At 61.0% G+C, this 22,040-nt stretch carries 34 protein-coding genes; 31 read left to right on the forward strand and 3 right to left on the reverse strand.

Annotated features, from left to right (window positions below):
- Window positions 1–102: 102 nt before the first annotated feature.
- Window positions 103–396 (reverse strand): transcriptional regulator, encoded by a 294-nt coding sequence (locus ACMGE0_RS08365; RefSeq protein WP_436815392.1) that lies wholly within the window; start codon window positions 394–396, stop codon window positions 103–105.
- Window positions 397–883: 487 nt separating this feature from the next.
- On the opposite strand from ACMGE0_RS08365, the gene rpsL reads away from it, so the two are divergent.
- The 31 genes from rpsL to rplQ all read left to right on the forward strand — a co-directional run bounded on the left by rpsL (window position 884) and on the right by rplQ (window position 20,268).
- Entirely contained in the window at window positions 884–1,255 is a 372-nt protein-coding gene (gene rpsL / locus ACMGE0_RS08370; protein ID WP_003507760.1) for a 30S ribosomal protein S12, read from the forward strand.
- 83 nt (window positions 1,256–1,338) lie between these two features.
- Window positions 1,339–1,809, forward strand: a complete 471-nt coding sequence (rpsG, locus tag ACMGE0_RS08375; protein WP_085423134.1) for a 30S ribosomal protein S7 — start codon at window positions 1,339–1,341, stop codon at window positions 1,807–1,809.
- A 33-nt stretch (window positions 1,810–1,842) separates the two neighbouring features.
- Window positions 1,843–3,942: an elongation factor G gene (gene fusA, locus ACMGE0_RS08380; protein WP_436815393.1), complete on the forward strand. Its 2,100-nt coding sequence runs from the start codon at window positions 1,843–1,845 to the stop codon at window positions 3,940–3,942.
- 69 nt (window positions 3,943–4,011) lie between these two features.
- Window positions 4,012–5,187, forward strand: a complete 1,176-nt coding sequence (gene tuf / locus ACMGE0_RS08385; protein WP_436815385.1) for an elongation factor Tu — start codon at window positions 4,012–4,014, stop codon at window positions 5,185–5,187.
- A gap of 262 nt (window positions 5,188–5,449) precedes the next feature.
- Window positions 5,450–5,758, forward strand: coding sequence for a 30S ribosomal protein S10 (gene rpsJ, locus ACMGE0_RS08390; protein WP_003547547.1), 309 nt, complete (start codon window positions 5,450–5,452; stop codon window positions 5,756–5,758).
- A 50-nt stretch (window positions 5,759–5,808) separates the two neighbouring features.
- Window positions 5,809–6,450: a 50S ribosomal protein L3 gene (gene rplC / locus ACMGE0_RS08395; RefSeq protein ID WP_085423136.1), complete on the forward strand. Its 642-nt coding sequence runs from the start codon at window positions 5,809–5,811 to the stop codon at window positions 6,448–6,450.
- A gap of 14 nt (window positions 6,451–6,464) precedes the next feature.
- A complete protein-coding gene (rplD, locus tag ACMGE0_RS08400; protein WP_436815394.1) occupies window positions 6,465–7,085 on the forward strand; it encodes a 50S ribosomal protein L4 in 621 nt (206 codons plus the stop codon).
- Entirely contained in the window at window positions 7,082–7,375 is a 294-nt protein-coding gene (locus ACMGE0_RS08405) for a 50S ribosomal protein L23 (protein WP_436815395.1), read from the forward strand. Before rplD ends, ACMGE0_RS08405 begins: the two co-directional genes overlap by 4 nt.
- Before the next feature lie 11 nt (window positions 7,376–7,386).
- A complete protein-coding gene (gene rplB, locus ACMGE0_RS08410) occupies window positions 7,387–8,223 on the forward strand; it encodes a 50S ribosomal protein L2 (protein ID WP_436815396.1) in 837 nt (278 codons plus the stop codon).
- 18 nt (window positions 8,224–8,241) lie between these two features.
- Window positions 8,242–8,520 (forward strand): 30S ribosomal protein S19, encoded by a 279-nt coding sequence (gene rpsS, locus ACMGE0_RS08415; protein ID WP_085423139.1) that lies wholly within the window; start codon window positions 8,242–8,244, stop codon window positions 8,518–8,520.
- 2 nt (window positions 8,521–8,522) lie between these two features.
- Window positions 8,523–8,912 carry a 50S ribosomal protein L22 gene (gene rplV / locus ACMGE0_RS08420; RefSeq protein WP_085423140.1) on the forward strand — a complete coding sequence of 130 codons (390 nt, stop codon included), beginning with the start codon at window positions 8,523–8,525 and terminating at the stop codon, window positions 8,910–8,912.
- A complete protein-coding gene (gene rpsC / locus ACMGE0_RS08425; protein WP_436815397.1) occupies window positions 8,912–9,652 on the forward strand; it encodes a 30S ribosomal protein S3 in 741 nt (246 codons plus the stop codon). Before rplV ends, rpsC begins: the two co-directional genes overlap by 1 nt.
- 38 nt (window positions 9,653–9,690) lie before the next feature.
- Window positions 9,691–10,104 carry a 50S ribosomal protein L16 gene (gene rplP, locus ACMGE0_RS08430; protein ID WP_436815398.1) on the forward strand — a complete coding sequence of 138 codons (414 nt, stop codon included), beginning with the start codon at window positions 9,691–9,693 and terminating at the stop codon, window positions 10,102–10,104.
- An 11-nt stretch (window positions 10,105–10,115) separates the two neighbouring features.
- Complete coding sequence (gene rpmC / locus ACMGE0_RS08435) at window positions 10,116–10,316, forward strand: 50S ribosomal protein L29 (protein WP_085423143.1); 201 nt, start codon at window positions 10,116–10,118, stop codon at window positions 10,314–10,316.
- An 11-nt stretch (window positions 10,317–10,327) separates the two neighbouring features.
- Window positions 10,328–10,564, forward strand: coding sequence for a 30S ribosomal protein S17 (rpsQ, locus tag ACMGE0_RS08440; RefSeq protein ID WP_003495195.1), 237 nt, complete (start codon window positions 10,328–10,330; stop codon window positions 10,562–10,564).
- Window positions 10,565–10,798: 234 nt separating this feature from the next.
- A complete protein-coding gene (rplN, locus tag ACMGE0_RS08445) occupies window positions 10,799–11,167 on the forward strand; it encodes a 50S ribosomal protein L14 (protein WP_007770138.1) in 369 nt (122 codons plus the stop codon).
- Between the two features lie 13 nt (window positions 11,168–11,180).
- Window positions 11,181–11,489, forward strand: coding sequence for a 50S ribosomal protein L24 (rplX, locus tag ACMGE0_RS08450; protein WP_085423144.1), 309 nt, complete (start codon window positions 11,181–11,183; stop codon window positions 11,487–11,489).
- Window positions 11,482–12,039 (forward strand): 50S ribosomal protein L5, encoded by a 558-nt coding sequence (rplE, locus tag ACMGE0_RS08455; protein ID WP_436815399.1) that lies wholly within the window; start codon window positions 11,482–11,484, stop codon window positions 12,037–12,039. The genes rplX and rplE overlap by 8 nt, the downstream gene beginning before the upstream one ends.
- A 33-nt stretch (window positions 12,040–12,072) precedes the next feature.
- The gene (gene rpsN / locus ACMGE0_RS08460; RefSeq protein ID WP_436815400.1) at window positions 12,073–12,378 is read left to right on the forward strand and encodes a 30S ribosomal protein S14; all 306 of its coding nucleotides are present in this window, start codon (window positions 12,073–12,075) and stop codon (window positions 12,376–12,378) included.
- Between the two features lie 12 nt (window positions 12,379–12,390).
- Window positions 12,391–12,789, forward strand: coding sequence for a 30S ribosomal protein S8 (rpsH, locus tag ACMGE0_RS08465; RefSeq protein WP_436815401.1), 399 nt, complete (start codon window positions 12,391–12,393; stop codon window positions 12,787–12,789).
- A 44-nt stretch (window positions 12,790–12,833) separates the two neighbouring features.
- Complete coding sequence (gene rplF, locus ACMGE0_RS08470) at window positions 12,834–13,367, forward strand: 50S ribosomal protein L6 (RefSeq protein ID WP_436815402.1); 534 nt, start codon at window positions 12,834–12,836, stop codon at window positions 13,365–13,367.
- Window positions 13,368–13,379: 12 nt separating this feature from the next.
- The gene (gene rplR / locus ACMGE0_RS08475) at window positions 13,380–13,742 is read left to right on the forward strand and encodes a 50S ribosomal protein L18 (RefSeq protein WP_436815403.1); all 363 of its coding nucleotides are present in this window, start codon (window positions 13,380–13,382) and stop codon (window positions 13,740–13,742) included.
- A 151-nt stretch (window positions 13,743–13,893) separates the two neighbouring features.
- Complete coding sequence (gene rpsE / locus ACMGE0_RS08480) at window positions 13,894–14,463, forward strand: 30S ribosomal protein S5 (RefSeq protein WP_085423150.1); 570 nt, start codon at window positions 13,894–13,896, stop codon at window positions 14,461–14,463.
- 12 nt (window positions 14,464–14,475) lie between these two features.
- A complete protein-coding gene (gene rpmD / locus ACMGE0_RS08485) occupies window positions 14,476–14,682 on the forward strand; it encodes a 50S ribosomal protein L30 (protein WP_085423151.1) in 207 nt (68 codons plus the stop codon).
- A gap of 16 nt (window positions 14,683–14,698) precedes the next feature.
- The gene (gene rplO, locus ACMGE0_RS08490; RefSeq protein WP_436815404.1) at window positions 14,699–15,178 is read left to right on the forward strand and encodes a 50S ribosomal protein L15; all 480 of its coding nucleotides are present in this window, start codon (window positions 14,699–14,701) and stop codon (window positions 15,176–15,178) included.
- A 236-nt stretch (window positions 15,179–15,414) separates the two neighbouring features.
- Entirely contained in the window at window positions 15,415–16,755 is a 1,341-nt protein-coding gene (secY, locus tag ACMGE0_RS08495) for a preprotein translocase subunit SecY (protein ID WP_436815405.1), read from the forward strand.
- Window positions 16,752–17,402: an adenylate kinase gene (locus ACMGE0_RS08500; protein WP_436815406.1), complete on the forward strand. Its 651-nt coding sequence runs from the start codon at window positions 16,752–16,754 to the stop codon at window positions 17,400–17,402. Before secY ends, ACMGE0_RS08500 begins: the two co-directional genes overlap by 4 nt.
- A gap of 296 nt (window positions 17,403–17,698) precedes the next feature.
- Window positions 17,699–18,067: a 30S ribosomal protein S13 gene (gene rpsM / locus ACMGE0_RS08505; RefSeq protein WP_436815407.1), complete on the forward strand. Its 369-nt coding sequence runs from the start codon at window positions 17,699–17,701 to the stop codon at window positions 18,065–18,067.
- A 128-nt stretch (window positions 18,068–18,195) separates the two neighbouring features.
- Window positions 18,196–18,585 (forward strand): 30S ribosomal protein S11, encoded by a 390-nt coding sequence (gene rpsK / locus ACMGE0_RS08510; protein WP_007766864.1) that lies wholly within the window; start codon window positions 18,196–18,198, stop codon window positions 18,583–18,585.
- A gap of 202 nt (window positions 18,586–18,787) precedes the next feature.
- Entirely contained in the window at window positions 18,788–19,798 is a 1,011-nt protein-coding gene (locus ACMGE0_RS08515; protein ID WP_436815408.1) for a DNA-directed RNA polymerase subunit alpha, read from the forward strand.
- Window positions 19,799–19,842: 44 nt separating this feature from the next.
- On the forward strand, window positions 19,843–20,268 hold the full coding sequence (gene rplQ / locus ACMGE0_RS08520) for a 50S ribosomal protein L17 (protein ID WP_377265119.1): 426 nt from the start codon (window positions 19,843–19,845) through the stop codon (window positions 20,266–20,268).
- A gap of 57 nt (window positions 20,269–20,325) precedes the next feature.
- Here rplQ and msrQ read toward each other — a convergent pair whose 3' ends face one another.
- A complete protein-coding gene (msrQ, locus tag ACMGE0_RS08525) occupies window positions 20,326–20,967 on the reverse strand; it encodes a protein-methionine-sulfoxide reductase heme-binding subunit MsrQ (protein WP_436815409.1) in 642 nt (213 codons plus the stop codon).
- 2 nt (window positions 20,968–20,969) lie between these two features.
- Window positions 20,970–21,914: a protein-methionine-sulfoxide reductase catalytic subunit MsrP gene (gene msrP / locus ACMGE0_RS08530; RefSeq protein WP_436815410.1), complete on the reverse strand. Its 945-nt coding sequence runs from the start codon at window positions 21,912–21,914 to the stop codon at window positions 20,970–20,972.
- Window positions 21,915–22,040: the final 126 nt, after the last annotated feature.

Consider the following 22,040-nt stretch of genomic DNA (forward strand, 5'->3'; position numbering starts at 1 on the left):
CCTTCCAATAAAAAACGCCCGGAGAAATCCGGGCGTTTTTCGTCTCAGGTTCGAGCTTTCAGTTTCGTTCCGCGGGTGTGAACGATGACTTGTCCGATCCGGTTATTCGAACCTTATGATGGCCACTTCGCCCTCGAGAGCCCCTTGGTAGGCGGAAGCATGCGGCTCTTCCGTCGGCTCGTCGGTGAGCACGCCGATCTGGTCGAGGTCGGCTTCGAGAAAGCCTTCTTCGGAAAGGGCGTTGAGCGCCTCGCGCACGGCGGAATCGTCATCCGGCGCCCGCAGCATGATATGCAGCTCGACGCCGTCGCCGCCCTTGACCTCATAGCCCTTGCCGATGATGATGAAGACCATCGGCCCGTCGAGGTTGTTGTCGTTGTCCGGGGTGGTAATCATGGTCATCTCCGCGAAGCCAATTGCCGATGCCGTCCGAAGGCGGAACGATGTGGAATGTTCCCGCACTCTTAGAGCGATCGGCATCGATTCCCAAACATTATTGGCGCGAAGAGGAAAAAACTCACGAAACCTTGTCCCGGGAGCGCCGTTCGGGCCGGAATCCCAGGCTCTGCGGGATTATTTTCGGGGTGGGCCTTGACGGGCAGGGGGGAAAACAGTAAACGCCCCGCATCGGAAGCGATGTGAGGCTTGTCCGTCCGGGATGACTCGTTCCGGAGTTCGCCTCAGACACGGTTCCATACGCACGTTGAAGACACGAATGCTGCACGCATGACGCATGAGGAATGCGTCCTCTGCCTTTTGTGGTCCATCCGGAAAGCGGATCGGGCCACGTTTTGCGCATGAGGAAATGTGTGTGCCGCCGCCGGAAACGGCATCAGATTGGCCCCGAAGGGGCTTGGAAGAAGATTTTGCAAGGGATGGTTATATGCCTACCGTAAACCAGCTGATCCGCAAGCCGCGTCAGGCACAGGTAAAGCGCAACAAGGTTCCTGCCCTGCAGGAGAACCCGCAGAAGCGCGGCGTTTGCACCCGCGTCTATACCACGACCCCGAAGAAGCCGAACTCGGCTCTGCGTAAGGTTGCCAAGATCCGCCTGACCAACGGCTTCGAGGTGATCGGCTACATCCCGGGTGAAGGCCACAATCTGCAGGAACACTCCGTCGTCATGATCCGCGGCGGCCGCGTCAAGGACCTGCCGGGTGTTCGCTACCACATCATCCGCGGCGTTCTCGATACCCAGGGTGTCAAGAACCGCAAGCAGCGCCGTTCGAAATACGGTGCGAAGCGTCCGAAGTAATCCTTCGGATTTAACTGATCCGGCGCTGCGCGAGGTTCTCCGCGTGATAAAGCGCCCATAACAATTGAGAGACGAGAAGAAGTATGTCCCGACGCCATCGTGCAGAAAAGCGTGAGATCAATCCGGATCCGAAGTTCGGTGATCTCGTCGTCACGAAGTTCATGAATGCGATCATGCTCCACGGCAAGAAGTCCGTGGCCGAAAACATCGTCTATGGTGCGTTCGACGCCGTGCAGGGCAAGTCCAAGCAGGACCCGCTGGGTATCTTCCATCAGGCGCTCGACAACGTCGCGCCACATGTCGAAGTTCGCTCGCGCCGTGTTGGTGGTGCCACGTACCAGGTTCCGGTCGACGTGCGTCCGGAGCGCCGTCAGGCTCTTGCGATCCGCTGGGTGATCGCCGCCGCCCGCAAGCGTAACGAGACGACCATGGTCGATCGCCTTTCCGGTGAACTTATGGATGCCGCCAACAACCGTGGCAGCGCCGTCAAGAAGCGTGAAGACACGCACAAGATGGCGGATGCCAACCGCGCATTCTCGCACTACCGTTGGTAATCTTCATCCGATCGAAATTCGAAAGGCAGTCCCATGGCTCGCGAGTATAAAATCGAAGACTACCGAAATTTCGGTATCATGGCGCATATCGACGCCGGCAAGACCACGACCACCGAGCGTATCCTCTATTACACCGGCAAGTCGCACAAGATCGGCGAAGTTCACGATGGCGCAGCCACGATGGACTGGATGGAGCAGGAGCAGGAGCGCGGCATCACGATCACGTCCGCTGCCACCACGACTTTCTGGAAGGGCCGTGACGGCAAGATGCGCCGCTTCAACATCATCGACACCCCCGGCCACGTGGACTTCACCATCGAAGTCGAGCGTTCGCTGCGTGTGCTCGACGGTGCGGTCGCCCTTCTCGACGCCAATGCCGGCGTCGAGCCGCAGACGGAAACCGTCTGGCGTCAGGCCGACAAGTACAACGTCCCGCGGATGATCTTCTGCAACAAGATGGACAAGACCGGTGCGGACTTCTACCGCTCCGTCGAGATGATCAAGACCCGTCTTGGCGCGACCGCCGTCGTCTGCCAGCTGCCGATCGGCGCTGAAAGCGACTTCAAGGGCGTCGTCGACCTGATCGAGATGAATGCTCTCGTATGGCGCGACGAATCCCTCGGCGCCCAGTGGGACGTCGTCGAAATCCCGGCCGACCTGAAGGCGAAAGCTGAAGAATATCGCGAAAAGCTGATCGAGACGGTTGTCGAGATCGACGAAGAGGCGATGGAAGCCTATCTCGAAGGCGAAATGCCGGACAACGACAAGATCCGCGCGCTCATCCGTCGCGGCACGATCGACGTCAAGTTCTTCCCGATGTTCTGCGGCTCGGCCTTCAAGAACAAGGGCGTTCAGCCGCTGCTCGACGCCGTCGTCGAATTCCTGCCGTCGCCCGCCGACATTCCGTCGATCAAGGGTATCGACGTCAAGACCGAAGCCGAGATCGAGCGTCATGCGGACGACAGCGAGCCGCTTTCCATGCTCGCTTTCAAGATCATGAACGACCCCTTCGTCGGTTCGCTCACCTTCTGCCGCATCTACTCGGGCAAGCTCGAAAAGGGCTCCTCGCTGATGAACACGGTCAAGGAAAAGCGCGAGCGCGTCGGCCGCATGCTGCAGATGCACTCCAACTCCCGTGAGGACATCGAAGAAGCCTTCGCCGGCGACATCGTCGCTCTTGCAGGCCTCAAGGAAACCACCACGGGCGACACGCTCTGCGATCCGCTGAAGCCGGTCATCCTGGAGCGCATGGAATTCCCCGAGCCGGTCATCCAGATCGCCATCGAGCCGAAGTCCAAGGGCGACCAGGAAAAGATGGGCCTCGCGCTCAACCGTCTCGCCGCCGAGGACCCGTCCTTCCGCGTCAAGTCGGACGAGGAATCCGGCCAGACGATCATTGCCGGCATGGGCGAACTTCACCTCGACATCATCGTCGACCGCATGCGTCGCGAGTTCAAGGTCGAAGCCAATGTCGGTGCTCCGCAGGTCGCCTACCGTGAGACGATCACCAGGCAGCACGAAGAGGACTACACGCACAAGAAGCAGTCCGGCGGTTCGGGCCAGTTCGCTCGCGTGAAGATCCTGTTCGAGCCGAATCCGGAAGGCGAAGAGTTCAAGTTCGAATCGAAGATCGTCGGCGGTACGGTTCCGAAGGAATATATCCCGGGCGTCCAGAAGGGCATCGAAAGCGTGCTCTCCTCCGGTCCGCTCGCGGGCTTCCCGATGCTCGGCGTCAAGGCGACGCTCCTCGACGGTGCCTACCATGACGTCGACTCGTCGGTTCTCGCCTTCGAAATCGCCTCCCGCGCCTGCTTCCGCGAAGCGGCGAAGAAGGCTGGCGCCCAGCTCCTCGAGCCGATCATGAAGGTCGAGGTGGTTACGCCGGAAGATTACGTCGGTGACGTGATCGGCGACCTCAATTCCCGCCGTGGCCAGATCCAGGGCCAGGAATCGCGCGGCATCGCCGTCGTGATCAACGCCCACGTGCCGCTGGCGAACATGTTCAAGTACGTCGATAACCTGCGCTCCATGTCGCAGGGTCGTGCCCAGTACTCGATGGTCTTCGATCATTACGCGCCGGTTCCGACGAACGTCGCCCAGGAAATCCAGGCCAAGTACTCCGGTCAGAAGTGACCGGAGTCCACCGCCTGAAACAGTAGAGATTTTTTCCCCGGATGAGGGGATGAGAACGGAGAGCCGGAAATGGCAAAGAGCAAGTTTGAGCGGAACAAGCCGCACGTCAACATCGGCACGATTGGTCACGTTGACCATGGGAAGACGTCGTTGACGGCGGCGATCACGAAGTATTTCGGCGAGTTCAAGGCCTATGACCAGATCGACGCGGCGCCGGAAGAGAAGGCGCGCGGCATCACCATCTCGACGGCGCATGTCGAGTATGAGACGCCGGCCCGCCACTATGCTCACGTCGACTGCCCCGGCCACGCCGACTATGTGAAGAACATGATCACCGGTGCGGCGCAGATGGACGGCGCGATCCTGGTTGTTTCGGCCGCCGACGGCCCGATGCCGCAGACGCGCGAGCACATCCTGCTGGCCCGCCAGGTCGGCGTACCGGCGATCGTGGTGTTCCTGAACAAGGTGGACCAGGTCGACGACGCTGAGCTTCTGGAGCTTGTCGAGCTGGAAGTGCGCGAGCTTCTGTCGTCCTACGACTTCCCGGGCGACGACATTCCGATCGTCAAGGGTTCGGCGCTTGCGGCACTGGAAGATTCGGACAAGAAGATCGGCGAAGACGCGATCCGCGAGCTGATGGCGCAGGTGGATGCCTATATCCCGACGCCGGAGCGTCCGATCGACCAGCCGTTCCTGATGCCGATCGAAGACGTGTTCTCGATCTCGGGCCGCGGCACGGTTGTGACGGGCCGCGTCGAGCGCGGCATCATCAAGGTGGGCGAGGAAGTCGAGATCGTCGGCATCCGTCCGACGACGAAGACGACCTGCACGGGCGTCGAGATGTTCCGCAAGCTGCTCGACCAGGGCCAGGCGGGCGACAACATCGGCGCGCTGCTGCGCGGTGTCGACCGCAACGGCGTCGAGCGCGGGCAGATCCTGTGCAAGCCGGGTTCGGTGAAGCCGCACAAGAAGTTCAAGGCGGAAGCCTACATCCTGACGAAGGAAGAGGGTGGCCGTCATACGCCGTTCTTCACCAACTACCGTCCGCAGTTCTACTTCCGCACGACGGACGTGACGGGCATCGTGACGCTGCCGGAAGGCACGGAAATGGTGATGCCGGGCGACAACGTGACGGTCGATGTCGAGCTGATCGTGCCGATCGCCATGGAAGAGAAGCTGCGCTTCGCCATCCGCGAAGGCGGCCGCACCGTCGGCGCAGGCATCGTCGCCTCCATCGTCGAGTGATCTTTTTAAGCAAGCGGCAGAACGCCGCTTGCTTATGACATAAAAATGTAGCAAATGGCGCGCCAGCGCGATTTGCCTCTGCTTCGGCTTCGAGGCAGCAATCAACACATAAGGTGGGCCAAACGGCCCGAAGACTGGAAAGGGATGCCGGTTTCGGTGTCCCCTTCGATCTTTGAAACCGGTGGTCCGCCTTAGGAAAGAAAGAACAACCCGTGCCGTATTTGGTTGGCACGCGGATAACAGACAACAAGGATAACGTCGAATGAACGGCCAAAATATCCGCATTCGCCTGAAGGCGTTCGATCACCGGATTCTCGATGCTTCCACGCGCGAGATCGTGTCGACGGCGAAGCGCACCGGCGCAAGCGTCCGGGGCCCCGTTCCGCTTCCGACCCGCATCGAGAAGTTTACGGTTAACCGGTCCCCCCACATCGACAAGAAGAGCCGCGAGCAGTTCGAGATGCGCACCCATAAGCGCCTTCTCGATATCGTTGACCCGACGCCGCAGACGGTGGACGCGCTGATGAAGCTCGACCTCGCCGCAGGTGTCGATGTTGAGATCAAGCTCTGAGACTTAAGGTTTCGGCCAGGGTTTCGGACTGAGTGAGAAGGATTGAACCGATGCGTTCGGGTGTAATTGCACAGAAGGTGGGAATGACCCGCGTCTACAACGACGCCGGCGAGCATATCCCGGTAACCGTATTGCGGCTGGAAAATTGCCAGGTCGTCGCGCACCGCACCGTCGAGAAGAACGGCTATACCGCTCTTCAACTGGGTGCAGGCACGGCCAAGGTGAAGAATACCACCAAGGCGATGCGCGGCAACTTTGCCGTCGCCAACGTCGAGCCGAAGGCGAAGCTCGTCGAGTTTCGCGTTTCCGAAGACAATCTGATCGATGTCGGCACCGAGCTGACGGCGGCCCATTTCCAGGCCGGCCAGCTGGTGGACGTCACCGGCACCACGATCGGTAAGGGTTTCGCCGGCGCTATGAAGCGCCACAACTTCGGTGGTCTGCGTGCCACGCACGGTGTGTCCGTTTCGCACCGCTCGCATGGTTCGACCGGTAACAACCAGGATCCGGGCCGCGTCTGGAAGGGCAAGCGCATGGCTGGTCACATGGGCCAGACCCGCGTCACCACCCAGAACCTCGAAGTCGTCTCCACCGACGAGAACCGTGGCCTGATCCTCGTCAAGGGTGCCGTCCCCGGCTCCAAGGGCGCCTGGATCGTCGTTCGCGACGCCGTCAAGTCGGCCGCGAAGTAAGGGAGCCAGCTACAATGGAATTTAACGTCAAGACCCTCGAGGGAAAAGACGCCGGCAAGGTAGCCCTGTCGGACGAGATTTTCGGCCTCGACCCCCGCGAAGACATTCTGGCCCGCATGGTTCGCTGGCAGCTCGCCAAGAAGCAGCAGGGCACTCATAAGTCGAAGGGCCGTTCCGAGATCGCTCGCACCGGCGCGAAGATGTACAAGCAGAAGGGTACGGGCCGCGCTCGTCACCATTCGGCTCGCGCTCCGCAGTTCCGCGGCGGCGGCAAGGCCCATGGCCCGGTCGTCCGCAGCCACGAGCACGACCTTCCGAAGAAGGTCCGCGCGCTCGCTCTGCGTCACGCCCTGTCTGCCAAGATGAAGGCTGAAGACATCATCATCGTCGATAGCCTGGTTGCGGCTGAGGCCAAGACCAAGGCGCTCGCCGGTTCCTTCGCTTCGCTCGGCCTCACCAACGTGCTGTTCATCGGCGGCGCCGAGCTCGACAGCAACTTCAAGCTCGCAGCCCAGAACATCCCGAACGTGGACGTTCTGCCGGTTCAGGGCATCAATGTTTACGATATCCTGCGCCGCGGCAAGCTCGTGCTTTCCAAGGCTGCGGTAGAAGCTCTGGAGGAGCGGTTCAAATGACGGATCTTCGCCACTATGATGTGATCGTCTCGCCGGCGATCACCGAAAAGTCGACGCTGGTATCCGAGCAGAACCAGGTCGTCTTCAACGTTGCCAAGACTGCTTCCAAGCCGGAGATCAAGGCTGCCGTCGAGGCGCTGTTCGGCGTGAAGGTCACGGCCGTCAACACGCTTGTCCGCAAGGGCAAGGTGAAGCGGTTCCGCGGCTTCATCGGCAAGCAGAAGGACGTCAAGAAGGCTGTCGTCACCCTGGCCGAAGGTCAGACGATCGACGTCTCCACCGGTCTCTGAGGTAAAGAACAATGGCATTGAAAAGCTACAACCCGACGACCCCGAGCCAGCGTCAGCTGGTCATCGTCGACCGGTCCGGCCTCTGGAAGGGCAAGCCGGTCAAGACGCTGACGGAAGGTCTCACCAAGAGCGGCGGCCGTAACAACAACGGTCGCATCACCGCTCGTTTCATCGGTGGTGGTCACAAGCGCACCTACCGTCTCGTGGACTTCAAGCGTCGCAAGTTCGACGTCGAAGGCACGGTCGAGCGTCTGGAATACGACCCGAACCGCACGGCATTCATCGCGCTCGTCACCTATACGGACGGCGAGCAGGCCTACATCCTCGCTCCGCAGCGCCTTGCTGCCGGCGACAAGGTCATCGCTTCCGACAAGGCAGTGGACGTCAAGCCCGGCAATACCATGCCGCTGCAGTACATCCCGGTCGGCTCCATTGTCCACAACGTGGAAATGAAGCCGGGCAAGGGTGGCCAGATCGCTCGTTCGGCCGGCACCTATGTCCAGCTCGTCGGCCGCGACGCCGGCATGGCGATCCTTCGTCTGAACTCCGGCGAGCAGCGCCTCGTTCCGGGCTCCTGCCTGGCCACGGTCGGTGCGGTGTCCAACCCGGATCACGGCAACATCAACGACGGCAAGGCTGGTCGTACCGTTTGGCGGGGCAAGCGTCCGCATAACCGCGGCGTCGTCATGAACCCGGTCGACCACCCGCACGGCGGTGGTGAAGGCCGCACCTCCGGTGGTCGCCACCCGGTGACCCCGTGGGGCAAGCCGACCAAGGGCAAGCGCACCCGTTCGAACAAGTCCACGGACAAGTTCATCATGCGTTCGCGCCATCAGCGCAAGAAGTAAGAGAAGGGAAGTCGTTCAATGGCTCGTTCAGTATGGAAAGGTCCGTTTGTTGACGGCTATCTTCTCAAGAAGGCTGAGAAGGTACGCGAAGGCGGACGCGCAGAAGTAATCAAGATGTGGAGCCGTCGCTCCACGATCTTGCCGCAGTTCGTTGGTCTGACGTTTGGCGTCTACAACGGCTCGAAGCACATTCCGGTCAGCGTCAACGAAGACATGGTCGGACACAAGTTCGGTGAATTCGCTCCCACCCGTACCTATTACGGTCACGGCGCGGACAAGAAGGCGAAGAGGAAGTAATCATGGCGAAGGCTAAGACCGAACGCCGGCTGAAGGACAACGAGGCGCAGGCAGTTGCGCGCACGCTCCGTGTCAGCCCCCAGAAGCTGAACCTCGTTGCCGCCATGATCCGCGGCAAGAAGGTCGACCGCGCGCTCGCCGAGCTCGAATTCTCGCGCAAGCGCATCGCCGGCACGGTGAAGAAGACTCTCGAGTCTGCGATCGCCAATGCCGAAAACAACCATGACCTCGACGTCGACTCGCTGATCGTCTCCGAAGCCTATGTCGGCAAGTCGATCGTGATGAAGCGCTTCCACGCCCGCGGCCGCGGCCGCGCATCGCGGATCGAGAAGCCGTTTTCGCATCTGACGATCGTCGTTCGCGAAGTCGAGGAAAAAGGGGAGGCCGCATAATGGGCCAGAAAATCAATCCGATCGGTTTCCGCCTCGGCATCAACCGTACCTGGGACAGCCGCTGGTTCGCCGATAACGCGGAATACGGTCAGCTCCTCCACGAGGACCTGAAGATCCGCGCCTATCTGATGCAGGAGCTGAAGCAGGCCGGCATCGCCAAGGTCGTCATCGAGCGTCCGCACAAGAAGTGCCGCGTCACGATCCACTCGGCTCGCCCGGGTCTGATCATCGGCAAGAAGGGCGCCGACATCGAGAAGCTCCGCAAGACGCTTTCGCAGATGACGTCTTCGGAAACGCACCTCAACATCGTCGAAGTGCGCAAGCCGGAAATCGACGCGACGCTCGTCGCCCAGTCGATCGCCCAGCAGCTCGAGCGCCGCGTGGCTTTCCGCCGTGCGATGAAGCGTGCCGTTCAGTCGGCCATGCGTCTCGGCGCCGAAGGCATCAAGATCACCTGCGCCGGTCGTCTCGGCGGTGCGGAAATCGCCCGTACCGAATGGTATCGTGAAGGCCGCGTTCCGCTGCACACGCTGCGCGCCGACATCGACTACGGCACGGCCGAAGCCGAAACCGCCTTCGGCATCTGCGGCATCAAGGTCTGGATCTTCAAGGGCGAAATCCTTGAGCACGATCCGATGGCTTCCGAACGCCGCGCGCTGGAAGGCGATGCGCAGGGTCCGGCAAGCCGCGACCGCGACCGTGGCGACCGTGATCGCCGCCGCGAACGCGAAAACGCTTGATAAGCGCTGGCGAAAGATAAGCTCGGAGAAGTAAGAAAATGTTGCAGCCAAAGCGTACCAAGTATCGCAAGCAGTTCAAGGGCCGCATCAAGGGTGTGGCCAAGGGCGGCTTCGACCTGGCCTTCGGCGAATTCGGCCTGAAGGCTCAGGAACCGAACCGCGTCAATGCCCGCGAGATCGAGGCGGCCCGCCGCGCGATCACCCGCCACATGAAGCGCGCCGGCCGCGTTTGGATCCGCGTGTTCCCGGATGTTCCGGTCACGGCCAAGCCGACCGAAGTGCGTATGGGTAAGGGCAAGGGCTCGGTCGAATACTGGGCCTGCAAGGTCAAGCCCGGTCGTATGATGTTCGAGATCGACGGTGTTTCCGAGGAGCTCGCCCGTGAGGCGCTTCGCCTCGGCGCCGCCAAGCTCTCGGTCAAGACGCGCTTCGTACAGCGCATCGCAGAGTAAGGAGAGGCACGATGAAAGCCGAAGAAGTTCGCGGCCTCACGGCCGACCAGCTCAAGGACAAGCTTGCGGAGCTCAAGAAGGAGCAGTTCAACCTGCGCTTCCAGAAGGCGACCGGCCAGCTCGAAAAGTCCTCGCGCATCAACGAAGTCCGCAAGGATATCGCCCGCGTGAAAACCATTGCCCGCCAGAAGGCGGCAGAAGCCAAGGCTTAAGGAAGAATAATATGCCGAAACGCATTCTGCAGGGCGTCGTCGTTTCCGACAAGAACGAGAAGACCGTTGTTGTCCGGGTAGAGCGCCGCTTCGCGCATCCGCTGCTTCAGAAGACGGTCCGCCGTTCCAAGAAGTACAAGGCGCACGACGAGAACAACCAGTACAAGGTCGGCGACGTGGTTTCCATCGAGGAATGCGCGCCGATCTCCAAGGACAAGCGCTGGACGGTCGTTTCCGCCCAGGCTTAATTTGCTTCGGATCCGCGTTCGGGCCTTGCGCCCGGCGCAGAATCCTGTATGAAGCACCCCACTGGCGCAGGACGCTCGGCAACGAGCGTTCTTTTGCTTTGAGCGCAGGGAAGGTCCTTTTGAGGAAACCACCTTGGCAAGACCCCACCCGCGCACATCGAAATTCTGTCCATAAGCCGGCTCCGAGCGTTTTGGCGCCCGGTCGCTCCGGTCATTAGAAAAAGGCGACCTGACATGATTCAGATGCAAACAAACCTCGACGTGGCGGACAATTCCGGCGCACGTCGTGTCATGTGCATCAAGGTGCTGGGCGGCTCCAAGCGCAAATACGCTTCGATCGGCGACATCATCGTCGTTTCGATCAAGGAAGCTATCCCGCGCGGCCGCGTGAAGAAGGGTGACGTGATGAAGGCGGTTGTCGTGCGCACCGCCAAGGACATCCGTCGTCCGGACGGCAGCGTCATCCGCTTCGACAACAACGCAGCGGTTCTCATCGACAACAAGAAAGAGCCGATCGGCACCCGTATCTTCGGACCGGTTCCGCGCGAACTGCGCGCCAAGAACCATATGAAGATCATCTCGCTGGCTCCGGAAGTACTGTAAGGGAGCGGGAAAGATGCAGAAGATTAAGAAGGGCGACAACGTCGTCGTATTGACCGGTAAGGACAAGGGCCGCACGGGCGAAGTTCTCCAGGTCCTTCCGAAGGAAGACCGCGCCGTCGTTCGCGGCGTCAACATGGTGAAGCGCCACCAGCGTCAGACCCAGACGCAGGAAGCCGGCATCATCAACAAGGAAGCATCCATTCACCTGTCGAACATCGCGATCGTCGCGAAGGACGGCAAGCCGACCCGCGTCGGTTTCCAGGTCGTCGACGGCAAGAAGGTGCGTGTGGCCAAGCGTACGGGAGATGTGATCGATGGCTGAGGCAAAGTACGAGCCGCGGCTCAAGAAGGAATATGTTTCCCGCATCCGCGCTGCGATGAAGGAACAGTTCGCCTACCAGAACGACATGCAGATCCCGCGCCTGGACAAGGTGGTGATCAACATGGGCGTCGGCGAAGCGACGGCCGATTCGAAGAAGCCGTCCGTGGCTGCTGCGGATCTGGCGGCGATCGCCGGCCAGAAGCCGGTCATCACCCGCGCCCGCAATTCGATCGCAGGCTTCAAGCTGCGCGAAAACATGCCGATCGGCGCGAAGGTCACGCTGCGCGGCGCCCGCATGTATGAATTCCTCGACCGCCTGATCAACATCGCGCTGCCGCGCGTTCGCGACTTCCGCGGCCTGAACCCGAAGAGCTTTGACGGCCGTGGCAACTTCGCCATGGGCATCAAGGAACACATTGTGTTCCCGGAGATCAATTACGACAAGGTTGATCAGATGTGGGGCATGGACATCATCGTTTGCACGACGGCTACCAACGACGAGGAAGCCCGGACTCTTCTGAAAGAGTTCAACTTCCCATTCCGTCAGTAACCGTAACGACGAGCGTTAAAAAGGAACTCCGATATGGCGAAAACCAGCGCAGTTGAAAAGAACAAGCGCCGCCGCAAGACCGTCGCCCAGCACGCCGCCAAGCGCGCTGTTTTGAAGGCGACCATCATGAACCAGGAACTTCCGATCGAAGAACGGTTCAAGGCAACCCTGAAGCTCGCTTCGCTGCCGCGCGATGGCTCGAAGACGCGTATCCGCAACCGTTGCGAAGTCACCGGTCGCCCGCGCGCTTTCTATCGCAAGCTCAAGATGTCGCGTATCGCGCTTCGTGAGCTCGGCAATCTCGGCAAGGTGCCGGGCATCGTCAAGTCGAGCTGGTAAGGAGATCGTTAGATGACCATGACTGATCCCTTGGGCGATATGCTCACCCGTATCCGCAACGGTGCCGCCCGCCGCAAGTCGACCGTGACCACGCCGGCCTCCAAGCTGCGCGCTCGCGTTCTCGACGTCCTGCAGGCCGAAGGCTACATCCGCGGCTATTCGGAAATCGATTACGGCAACGGCAAGTCCGAGATCGAAATCGAACTGAAGTACTACGAAGGCGCGTCGGTGATCCGTGAGATCGGCCGCGTGTCGAAGCCGGGCCGCCGGGTCTATGTCTCGGTAAAGTCCATTCCGCAGGTCGCGAACGGCCTCGGCATCACCATCCTTTCGACCCCGAAGGGCGTGATGGCCGATCACCAGGCTCGCGAACAGAACGTTGGTGGTGAGATTCTCTGCTCGGTCTTCTAAGGCTCGAGCAGGGGAACTCCATAGCGAACAGACAGGATTGAAAAATGTCTCGTATCGGTAAGAAGCCCGTTCAGGTTCCTGCAGGTGTTACGGCCGCCGTCGACGGCCAGAAGGTGACTGCCAAGGGCCCGAAGGGTGAGCTTTTCTTCGTCGCGAACGACGAGATCAAGCTCGCATTTGAAAACAATGCGGTATCGGTGACCCCGGTCAACGATACCAAGGATGCTCGCTCGAAGTGGGGCATGTCCCGCACGATGATCGAGAACATCTTCAAGGGTGTGAAGGACGGTTTTGAGCGCAAGCTCGAGATCAACGGCGTCGGTTACCGCGCCGCGATGCAGGGCAAGAACCTGCAGCTCGCGCTCGGTTTCAGCCACGACGTGGTCTACGAACCGCCTCAGGGCATCACCATTGCCGTGCCGAAGCCGACGGAAATCGTCGTCACCGGCATCAACAAGCAGCAGGTCGGTCAGGTAGCCGCGGAAATCCGCGAATACCGCGGTCCCGAGCCCTACAAGGGCAAAGGCGTCAAGTACGCCGAGGAACGGATCGTCCGCAAGGAAGGCAAGAAGAAGTAAGGACGCGGTATCATGGCTACCAGAAAAGAAGCACTCACCAAGCGTGCGAGCCGTGTACGCCGGCAGCTCAAGGCGGTCGCCAACGGCCGTCCTCGTCTGTCGGTTCACCGCTCCTCCAAGAACATCTACGCCCAGATCATCGACGACGTCGCCGGCCGCACGCTCGCTGCCGCTTCGACGCTCGATGCGGGCCTGCGCTCGTCGCTCAAGACCGGCGCTGACGTCGCGGCTGCCGCCGCCGTCGGCAAGCTGGTTGCCGAGCGCGCCTCGAAGGCCGGTGTGAAGGAAGTTGTGTTCGATCGCGGCGCCTTCATCTATCACGGCCGCATCAAGGCGCTGGCCGAAGCCGCCCGCGAAGGCGGCCTGAGCTTCTAAGAATTTTCGCCCGCATCCCTGAAGAAGGGGAGGCGGGCGAAATGCGGTTCGCCGCACGCATCAGTCGTTCCATCCTAGTCCTCCATGGACAGGGGATGGTTGGCTCCCGGAAATTGCCCATTGCACCCGGAAAAGAAAAAGGAAAAGAACAATGGCACAAGAAAGAAGAGGCCAGCGCGAAGATCGCCAGAGCCGCGAGGAACGCGACAGCGAATTCGTCGACAAGCTGGTCGCGATCAACCGCGTCGCCAAGGTCGTCAAGGGCGGCCGTCGCTTCGGTTTCGCAGCCCTCGTCGTCGTCGGCGACCAGAAGGGCCGCGTCGGCTTCGGCCACGGCAAGGCGCGTGAAGTGCCGGAAGCCATCCGCAAGGCGACCGAAGCTGCAAAGCGCGACCTGATCTTCGTACCGCTGCGCGACGGCCGTACGCTGCATCACGACGTCAACGGCCGTCACGGCGCCGGCAAGGTTCTGCTGCGCTCGGCCAAGGCCGGTACCGGCATCATCGCCGGCGGCCCGATGCGCGCCGTTTTCGAGACGCTCGGCGTTCACGACGTCGTCGCCAAGTCGACCGGTTCGTCGAACCCCTACAACATGGTTCGCGCCACGTTCGACGCCCTGAAGCACCAGGTTCATCCGAAGGACATCGCAGCCCAGCGCGGCATCAAGTATGCAACGCTGCAGGCTCGCCGTGCCGCTTCCGGTGTCACCTCGGAAGAATAAGGAGAGCGGGTAATGGCCAAGAAAGCAGAAGCCGCTAAGAAGACGATCACGATCGAGCAGATCGGTTCGCCCATCCGCCGCCCGGAAGTCCAGCGCAAGACGCTGATCGGCTTGGGCCTCAACAAGATGCACCGGACCCGTACGCTGGAAGACACTCCTTCCGTTCGTGGCATGATCCGGGCTGTCCAGCATCTCGTTCGCGTCGTCGACGAGAAGTGAGACGGAGGAATTGACCATGAAACTGAATGAGATCAAGGACAACGAAGGCGCCACCAAGGAGCGCATTCGCGTCGGCCGGGGCATCGGCTCCGGCAAGGGCAAGACCGGCGGCCGTGGCGTGAAGGGTCAGAAGGCCCGTTCCGGCGTTGCGATCAAGGGCTTCGAAGGCGGCCAGATGCCGATCTATCGTCGCCTGCCGAAGCGCGGCTTCAACAACATCTTCGCTTCTGATTACGTCGTCGTTTCGCTCGGCCGTATCCAGACCGCGATCGATGCCAAGAAGCTCGACCCGAAGGCCACGATCGATGCCGCCGCCCTCAAGGCTGCCGGCGTCATCCGTCGCCCGAAGGACGGCGTGCGCATCCTCGCCGACGGCGAGCTGAAGGCCAAGGTTTCGGTCGAAGTCGCCGGTGCCTCCAAGGCTGCCGTCGAGAAGATCGAGAAGGCCGGCGGTTCGGTGAAGCTGCTCGTCGCAGCCGAAGCTGCCGCGGAATAAATCGTTTGAGAATCGCCCGGTTTGTGCTTCACACCGGGCGGTTTTATCTCCATATGTGAGCCTCACGATCCCGAAGCGATCTGCCGGTCGCCTGGCCGGGATCACACGGAAAACAGGGTGAGGCATCCGATTGCATCCGCAATCTCCGCGCCCGGTTTTTTGAACCAGAATCTGAGACTGCTTTCCGGATCCGGCACGTGTCCCGCCGCCGGAGAATTGGTCAGGCGGAGAATTGCATGGCTTCTGCAGCGGAACAACTTGCCTCCAATCTGAATTTTTCCACCTTCGCCAAGGCGGAGGACCTCAAGAAGCGGCTGTGGTTCACCCTTGCAGCGCTTCTCGTCTATCGCCTCGGCACCCATATTCCGCTTCCGGGCCTCAACCCTGAAGCCTATGCCCAGGCCTTCCGCGGCCAGGCCGGCGGCATCCTCGGCCTTTTCAACATGTTCTCGGGCGGTGCAGTGGAGCGCATGGCGATCTTCGCGCTCGGCATCATGCCCTACATCTCTGCGTCGATCATCGTGCAGCTCATGACCTCGGTCGTGCCGTCGCTCGAAGCCTTGAAGAAGGAAGGCGAGCAGGGCCGTAAGATCATCAACCAGTATACGCGCTACGGCACGGTGCTGCTCGGTACGCTGCAGGCCTATGGCATCTCGGCCGGCCTCGAAAGCGGCCAGGGTCTGGTGCTTGATCCGGGCTGGTTCTTCCGCATTTCCACCGTCGTGACGCTGCTCGGCGGCACCATGTTCCTGATGTGGCTCGGCGAGCAGATCACCTCGCGCGGCATCGGCAACGGCATTTCGCTGATCATCTTCGCGGGCATTGCCGCCGGCCTTCCGACCGCGCTCGCCGGCACGCTGGAACTCGGCCGCACCGGCGCGCTGCCGACGGCGCTGATTCTGACCGTCATCATCGTCGCCATCTGCGTCATCGCGCTGATCGTCTTCGTCGAGCGCGCCCAGCGCCGCCTGCTGATCCAGTATCCGAAGCGCCAGGTCGGCAACCGCATGTTCCAGGGCGATACGTCGCACCTGCCGCTGAAGCTCAATACGTCCGGCGTGATCCCGGCGATCTTCGCCTCGTCGCTCCTGCTTCTGCCGGCGACGGCCGCGGGCTTTGCGGGCAACACCGCGCTGCCGAACTGGGCGACCATGATCATCTCGTCGCTCGGCCACGGCCAGCCGCTGTTCATGCTGCTCTACGGCCTGCTGATCGCCTTCTTCGCCTTCTTCTATACGGCGATCGTCTTCAATCCGAAGGACACCGCCGACAATCTGAAGAAGCACGGCGGCTTCATTCCGGGCATCCGTCCGGGCGAACGCACCGCCGAATACATCGATTATGTGCTGACTCGCATCACGGTCGTCGGCGCGATTTACCTCGTCTTCGTCTGCATCCTGCCGGAATTCCTGGTGGCCCGCACGGGCGTGCCATTAGCCCTTGGTGGTACTTCGCTTTTGATCGTTGTGAGTGTTACCCTCGATACGGTAGCACAAATCCAGGGACACCTCATCGCGCAGCAGTATGAGGGTCTGATCAAGAAGTCGAAACTGCGCGGAGGAAAGAGGGGACGATGAGATTGATTCTTTTGGGACCGCCGGGCGCGGGCAAGGGGACCCAGGCCCAGCGGATCGTGGAGAAGCACGGCATTCCGCAGCTCTCCACCGGTGACATGCTGCGCGCGGCGGTGGCCGCCGAGACGGAAGTGGGCAAGCGCGCCAAGGCCGTCATGGATGCAGGCAAGCTCGTCTCCGACGAAATCGTCAACGCGATCGTTTCCGAACGTATCGACCAGCCGGATGCGGCGAACGGCTTCATCCTCGATGGCTTCCCCCGCACGCTGGTGCAGGCGGATGCGACCGAGGAGATGCTGAAGTCCAAGGGCCTCGATCTTTCCGTCGTCATCGAGCTGCGCGTCGACGATGCGGAACTCGTCCGCCGGGTCTCAGGCCGTTATTTCTGCGCTCAATGCGGTGCGCTCTATCATGACACGGACAAGAAACCGGAGAAGGAAGGCGTCTGCGATAAATGCGGTTCGACGCACTTCAAGCGCCGCCCGGACGACAATGCCGAGACGATGACCAAGCGTCTCGAGGTCTACTACAAGGAAACCTCGCCGCTGATCGGCTATTACCATGCCAAGGGTAAGCTGAAGGTGGTCGACGGCATGGCCGAGATGGACAAGGTCACGGCCGACATCGAAAAAATCCTGGCGGGTCTCTAACGCATGTCTCCCAAAAGCGGGAATCGGTTTTGGGGATAAAGGCATGCGCAAAGCAGGACCGTCATCGATCTGTTAAAGAATCTTGGGCGGAACGGTTGCATTTCCGCGCTGATTCCGTTAAACACCGCGCCAACTCGCGACAGCTTTGAGCGATCGGCGCGGATTTCCCGATAAGGACATCCGGGACCGGTCGTTTTGGTCTGTTCCGTATGACGTTTTGAACTGGCGGCCGATGCGCCGCTCTCATGAAGAAGTACCACTTGCCGGATGGCAACTGGAACGCAAGGAGAATAGGCGTGGCACGTATCGCTGGCGTCAACATCCCGACTGCGAAGCGCGTCGTTATCGCGCTGACCTATATTCACGGGATCGGCCCGAAATTCGCTCAGGAGATCATGGATAAGGTCGGCCTTCCGGCTGACAAGCGCGTCCATCAGCTGACGGACTCTGAGATCCTGCAGATCCGCGAAACCATCGACCGTGATTATCAGGTCGAAGGTGATCTTCGTCGCGACACCGCGATGAACATCAAGCGCCTCATGGACCTCGGCTGCTACCGCGGCTTGCGTCATCGCCGCGGCCTGCCGGTTCGCGGCCAGCGCACGCACACCAATGCCCGCACCCGCAAGGGTCCGGCCAAGGCGATCGCCGGTAAGAAGAAGTAATTTGGGAGCGAATAGGGAGTGGCGAGTAGCGAATAGGGCTTTTCTATTCGCTAACAACTATTCGCTATTCGCTTCTCAGGTGGAGCCGCTGGAATTACGGCGGTGCAGAGATCAACGAAAGGGATAATATGGCCAAGGAAGCCACCCGCGTTCGTCGTCGCGAACGCAAGAACATCACGTCGGGCGTTGCCCACGTCAATTCTACCTTCAACAACACGATGATCACCATCACCGACGCGCAGGGCAATGCGATTGCCTGGTCGTCCGCTGGTGCCAAGGGCTTCAAGGGTTCGCGCAAGTCGACCCCGTTCGCAGCCCAGATCGCTGCCGAGGACTGCGCCAAGAAGGCTCAGGAGCATGGCATGAAGTCGCTGGAAGTCGAAGTCTGCGGCCCGGGTTCCGGTCGAGAATCGGCTCTGCGCGCTCTGCAGGCTGCCGGCTTCATGATCACCTCGATCCGCGACGTGACCCCGATCCCGCACAACGGTTGCCGCCCGCGCAAGAAGCGCCGCGTCTGATCGCTTGAATTTGAGAGGCTGCCGCAAGGCGGCCTCTGTCGTGAACTCGGGGATAGCCGCCTGATCCTCCGCCGGAGGTTCGGCGGCTTTGCCCGTATCGCCGATGAGCAAGTATCTCTGATGAAGATAAATGTTCCGCTCGGTGCTCCTCATGCTCGGTTGCCACGATTGGATGGTGGCAACGAACGGAAGGTATTTAATCATGATCCAGAAGAACTGGCAGGAACTGATCAAGCCGAACAAGGTGGAATTCACCTCTTCCGGCCGTACGAGGGCAACGCTGGTTGCCGAACCCCTGGAGCGCGGCTTCGGCCTGACGCTCGGCAACGCGCTGCGCCGCGTGCTTCTGTCGTCCCTGCGTGGTGCGGCTGTCACCGCCGTGCAGATCGACGGCGTCTTGCATGAATTCTCCTCCATCCCCGGCGTCCGGGAAGATGTGACGGACATCGTGCTCAACATCAAGGAAATCGCCATCAAGATGGATGGCGATGATGCCAAGCGCATGGTCGTGCGCAAGCAGGGTCCGGGTTCGGTGACCGCCGGCGACATCCAGACGGTCGGCGACATCGAGATCCTGAACCCCGACCACGTGATCTGCACCCTCGACGAGGGCGCCGAGATCCGCATGGAGTTCACGGTCAACAACGGCAAGGGTTATGTGCCTGCCGAGCGTAACCGTGCCGAAGACGCGCCGATCGGCTTGATCCCGGTCGACAGCCTCTATTCGCCGGTCAAGAAAGTGTCCTACAAGGTGGAAAACACCCGCGAAGGCCAGGTTCTCGACTACGACAAGCTGACCATGACCATCGAAACCGATGGCTCGGTCACGGGTGAGGACGCCGTTGCGTTTGCCGCCCGCATCCTTCAGGACCAGCTCTCGGTTTTCGTCAACTTCGACGAGCCGCAGAAGGAAACCGAAGAGGAAGCCGTCACCGAACTCGCGTTCAATCCGGCACTCCTCAAGAAGGTGGACGAGCTGGAACTGTCCGTTCGTTCGGCCAACTGCCTGAAGAACGACAATATCGTCTATATCGGCGACCTCATCCAGAAGACCGAGGCGGAAATGCTGCGCACTCCGAATTTCGGTCGCAAGTCGCTGAACGAGATCAAGGAAGTTCTGGCATCCATGGGCCTCCATCTTGGCATGGAAGTTCCCGCCTGGCCGCCGGAAAATATCGAAGATCTCGCCAAGCGCTACGAAGACCAGTACTAACCGTTAAACTGCAGGCGCATGCCTGCAAGTAAAGGAGAACAGAGATGCGCCACCAGAAAGCAGGCCGCAAGCTCAACCGCACCGCAAGCCATCGCAAGGCGATGTTCGCCAACATGGCTGCCTCGCTCATCACCCATGAGCAGATCGTAACCACGCTGCCGAAGGCGAAGGAAATCCGCCCGATCGTCGAGAAGCTCGTCACGCTCGGAAAGCGCGGCGACCTGCACGCCCGTCGTCAGGCGATCTCGCAGATCCAGGATCAGGCAGCCGTCCGCAAGCTGTTCGACTCGATCGCTTCGCGTTACGCAAACCGCAACGGCGGCTATCTGCGCATCATGAAGGCCGGTTTCCGTCAGGGCGACAACGCCGCCATGGCCGTTATCGAGTTCGTCGAGCGCGATGTCGATGCCAAGGGCGCAGCCGACAAGGCTCGCGTTGCTGCCGAGGCAGAAGCTGCCGAAGCCGCTTGATCCATTCCGCATCGTCGGATTTTTGAAGCCGGGTGGAAACACCCGGCTTTTGGCGTCTCAGCGCGTCGCCTGAGCCATCTTCGGCTTGCCGCGCTTCCAGTTGAGAAAGGGGCGGCGAAGCGGGCGATAGGCGATGAGCAGCACGATCAGCGCGACATGCACGAATGGCACCAGGGTGACCGACTTCACCGCCAGCACATAGTGGAATGCCCCGCCGATGGCGATGAGGTAGATCAGCTTGTGGAGCTTGTTCCATCCCTGCTGGAGCTTGCGGATCGACCAGTTGTTGGAGGTGAGCGCGAGCGGGATCAGGAGCAGCAGGCAGGCGAAGCCGATGGTGATATAGGGCCGCTTGGCGATGTCGCCGCCGACTGCGCTGAGATCGAGCCTGAGGTCGAGCAGCGCATAGACCGAAAAATGCATCAGCACGTAGTAGAAGGCGAGAAGCCCGAGCGCCCGCCGGTAGCGGATCCAGTTGATGCCGGCAAGGTCGCGCAGCGGCGTGATGGCGAGCGTCGCGATGATGAAGCGCAGCGCCCAGATGCCGAGAAGGTGCTCGAATTCCTTGACCGGATTGAAGCCCAGCCCTCCCGTCGCCGCCTGGTAGAAATACCAGAGTGCCGGCACGAGGCCGATCACGTAGAGCGCCCAGATGCTGGCCTTGTGATAGCGGCGGGGCAGGGTGGGGATGTTCATCATTCTCAGTAATTTGCCTTCAGATCGAGACCTTCATAGAGGCTCGCCACCTGGTCCGCATAGCCGTTGAAGGGGAGTGTCGGCCGACGGTTCGAGCCGAAGAGCCCGCCTTCGCCGATCCGCTGCTCCGTCGCCTGGCTCCAGCGCGGATGGTCGACCGCCGGATTGACGTTGGAATAGAAGCCGTATTCGCGGGCATTGGCGTTCTTCCAGGTCGTCTCCGGCTGCTTCTCGACGAGCGAGATCTTCACGATCGACTTGATGCTCTTGAAACCGTATTTCCACGGCACGACGAGCCGGATCGGCGCACCGTTCGGGTTCGGCAGCGTTTCCCCGTAAAGCCCGACGGCGAGGATCGTCAGCGGATGGCGCGCCTCGTCGAGGCGAAGTCCCTCGATATAGGGCCAGGGGAGCGGCTGGAAGAAGCCGCGCTGGCCGGGCATTTCCTCCGGCCGCACGACGGTCTCGAAGGCCACGTATTTGGCGCTGCCGAGCGGTTCGACCTGGTCGAGGAGGGCCGACAGAGGGAAGCCGATCCAGGGGATCACCATCGACCAGCCTTCGACGCAGCGCATCCGGTAGGTGCGGTCCTCCAATGGCATCTTCAGAAGTTCTTCGAGGCCGAATTCCTTCGGCTTGCCCACCATGCCCTCGACTTTCACCGACCAGGGCACCGGCTTGAAGTCGCCGGAATTGGCGGCGGGGTCTTCCTTGTTGACGCCGAATTCGTAGAAATTGTTGTAGGTGGTGACCGCCTCCTTCGGCGTCAGCTTCTCATCCAGCTTGTAGACGCTGGGCGTGGCCGCCAGGGGGGCTGCGAATGTTTCGCCGGCGCCCGCAAGCGCAAATCCGGCCGCCGCCGCTGCGCCCATGAAGCTGCGGCGCGACATGTAGATCTCCCGCGGCGTGATTTCCGAGGCGGGAATATGCGGCGGACGATAGGCAGGCATGGCGAGATCTCCTTGTCGGCAGCAGGTGCCTTTCCTACCTATACGTAATCCCAAACGAAAAGGTTTCACAGCGGCGCTAAGATTGCCGCGGACCACGTTTGCGTGAGAAACCGCTTGGTTTGCGGG

The organism is Neorhizobium descurainiae, from assembly GCF_051400715.1.
Lineage (GTDB): Bacteria > Pseudomonadota > Alphaproteobacteria > Rhizobiales > Rhizobiaceae > Neorhizobium.

Excerpts from the sequence above, each read along its gene's own strand:
- ACMGE0_RS08365 (WP_436815392.1), bottom strand. The coding sequence starts at position 396 with ATGATTACCACCCCGGACAACGACAACAACCTCGACGGGCCGATGGTC.
- rpsL (WP_003507760.1), top strand. The coding sequence starts at position 884 with ATGCCTACCGTAAACCAGCTGATCCGCAAGCCGCGTCAGGCACAGGTA.
- rpsG (WP_085423134.1), top strand. The coding sequence starts at position 1,339 with ATGTCCCGACGCCATCGTGCAGAAAAGCGTGAGATCAATCCGGATCCG.
- fusA (WP_436815393.1), top strand. The coding sequence starts at position 1,843 with ATGGCTCGCGAGTATAAAATCGAAGACTACCGAAATTTCGGTATCATG.
- tuf (WP_436815385.1), top strand. The coding sequence starts at position 4,012 with ATGGCAAAGAGCAAGTTTGAGCGGAACAAGCCGCACGTCAACATCGGC.
- rpsJ (WP_003547547.1), top strand. The coding sequence starts at position 5,450 with ATGAACGGCCAAAATATCCGCATTCGCCTGAAGGCGTTCGATCACCGG.
- rplC (WP_085423136.1), top strand. The coding sequence starts at position 5,809 with ATGCGTTCGGGTGTAATTGCACAGAAGGTGGGAATGACCCGCGTCTAC.
- rplD (WP_436815394.1), top strand. The coding sequence starts at position 6,465 with ATGGAATTTAACGTCAAGACCCTCGAGGGAAAAGACGCCGGCAAGGTA.
- ACMGE0_RS08405 (WP_436815395.1), top strand. The coding sequence starts at position 7,082 with ATGACGGATCTTCGCCACTATGATGTGATCGTCTCGCCGGCGATCACC.
- rplB (WP_436815396.1), top strand. The coding sequence starts at position 7,387 with ATGGCATTGAAAAGCTACAACCCGACGACCCCGAGCCAGCGTCAGCTG.
- rpsS (WP_085423139.1), top strand. The coding sequence starts at position 8,242 with ATGGCTCGTTCAGTATGGAAAGGTCCGTTTGTTGACGGCTATCTTCTC.
- rplV (WP_085423140.1), top strand. The coding sequence starts at position 8,523 with ATGGCGAAGGCTAAGACCGAACGCCGGCTGAAGGACAACGAGGCGCAG.
- rpsC (WP_436815397.1), top strand. The coding sequence starts at position 8,912 with ATGGGCCAGAAAATCAATCCGATCGGTTTCCGCCTCGGCATCAACCGT.
- rplP (WP_436815398.1), top strand. The coding sequence starts at position 9,691 with ATGTTGCAGCCAAAGCGTACCAAGTATCGCAAGCAGTTCAAGGGCCGC.
- rpmC (WP_085423143.1), top strand. The coding sequence starts at position 10,116 with ATGAAAGCCGAAGAAGTTCGCGGCCTCACGGCCGACCAGCTCAAGGAC.
- rpsQ (WP_003495195.1), top strand. The coding sequence starts at position 10,328 with ATGCCGAAACGCATTCTGCAGGGCGTCGTCGTTTCCGACAAGAACGAG.
- rplN (WP_007770138.1), top strand. The coding sequence starts at position 10,799 with ATGATTCAGATGCAAACAAACCTCGACGTGGCGGACAATTCCGGCGCA.
- rplX (WP_085423144.1), top strand. The coding sequence starts at position 11,181 with ATGCAGAAGATTAAGAAGGGCGACAACGTCGTCGTATTGACCGGTAAG.
- rplE (WP_436815399.1), top strand. The coding sequence starts at position 11,482 with ATGGCTGAGGCAAAGTACGAGCCGCGGCTCAAGAAGGAATATGTTTCC.
- rpsN (WP_436815400.1), top strand. The coding sequence starts at position 12,073 with ATGGCGAAAACCAGCGCAGTTGAAAAGAACAAGCGCCGCCGCAAGACC.
- rpsH (WP_436815401.1), top strand. The coding sequence starts at position 12,391 with ATGACCATGACTGATCCCTTGGGCGATATGCTCACCCGTATCCGCAAC.
- rplF (WP_436815402.1), top strand. The coding sequence starts at position 12,834 with ATGTCTCGTATCGGTAAGAAGCCCGTTCAGGTTCCTGCAGGTGTTACG.
- rplR (WP_436815403.1), top strand. The coding sequence starts at position 13,380 with ATGGCTACCAGAAAAGAAGCACTCACCAAGCGTGCGAGCCGTGTACGC.
- rpsE (WP_085423150.1), top strand. The coding sequence starts at position 13,894 with ATGGCACAAGAAAGAAGAGGCCAGCGCGAAGATCGCCAGAGCCGCGAG.
- rpmD (WP_085423151.1), top strand. The coding sequence starts at position 14,476 with ATGGCCAAGAAAGCAGAAGCCGCTAAGAAGACGATCACGATCGAGCAG.
- rplO (WP_436815404.1), top strand. The coding sequence starts at position 14,699 with ATGAAACTGAATGAGATCAAGGACAACGAAGGCGCCACCAAGGAGCGC.
- secY (WP_436815405.1), top strand. The coding sequence starts at position 15,415 with ATGGCTTCTGCAGCGGAACAACTTGCCTCCAATCTGAATTTTTCCACC.
- ACMGE0_RS08500 (WP_436815406.1), top strand. The coding sequence starts at position 16,752 with ATGAGATTGATTCTTTTGGGACCGCCGGGCGCGGGCAAGGGGACCCAG.
- rpsK (WP_007766864.1), top strand. The coding sequence starts at position 18,196 with ATGGCCAAGGAAGCCACCCGCGTTCGTCGTCGCGAACGCAAGAACATC.
- ACMGE0_RS08515 (WP_436815408.1), top strand. The coding sequence starts at position 18,788 with ATGATCCAGAAGAACTGGCAGGAACTGATCAAGCCGAACAAGGTGGAA.
- rplQ (WP_377265119.1), top strand. The coding sequence starts at position 19,843 with ATGCGCCACCAGAAAGCAGGCCGCAAGCTCAACCGCACCGCAAGCCAT.
- msrQ (WP_436815409.1), bottom strand. The coding sequence starts at position 20,967 with ATGATGAACATCCCCACCCTGCCCCGCCGCTATCACAAGGCCAGCATC.
- msrP (WP_436815410.1), bottom strand. The coding sequence starts at position 21,914 with ATGCCTGCCTATCGTCCGCCGCATATTCCCGCCTCGGAAATCACGCCG.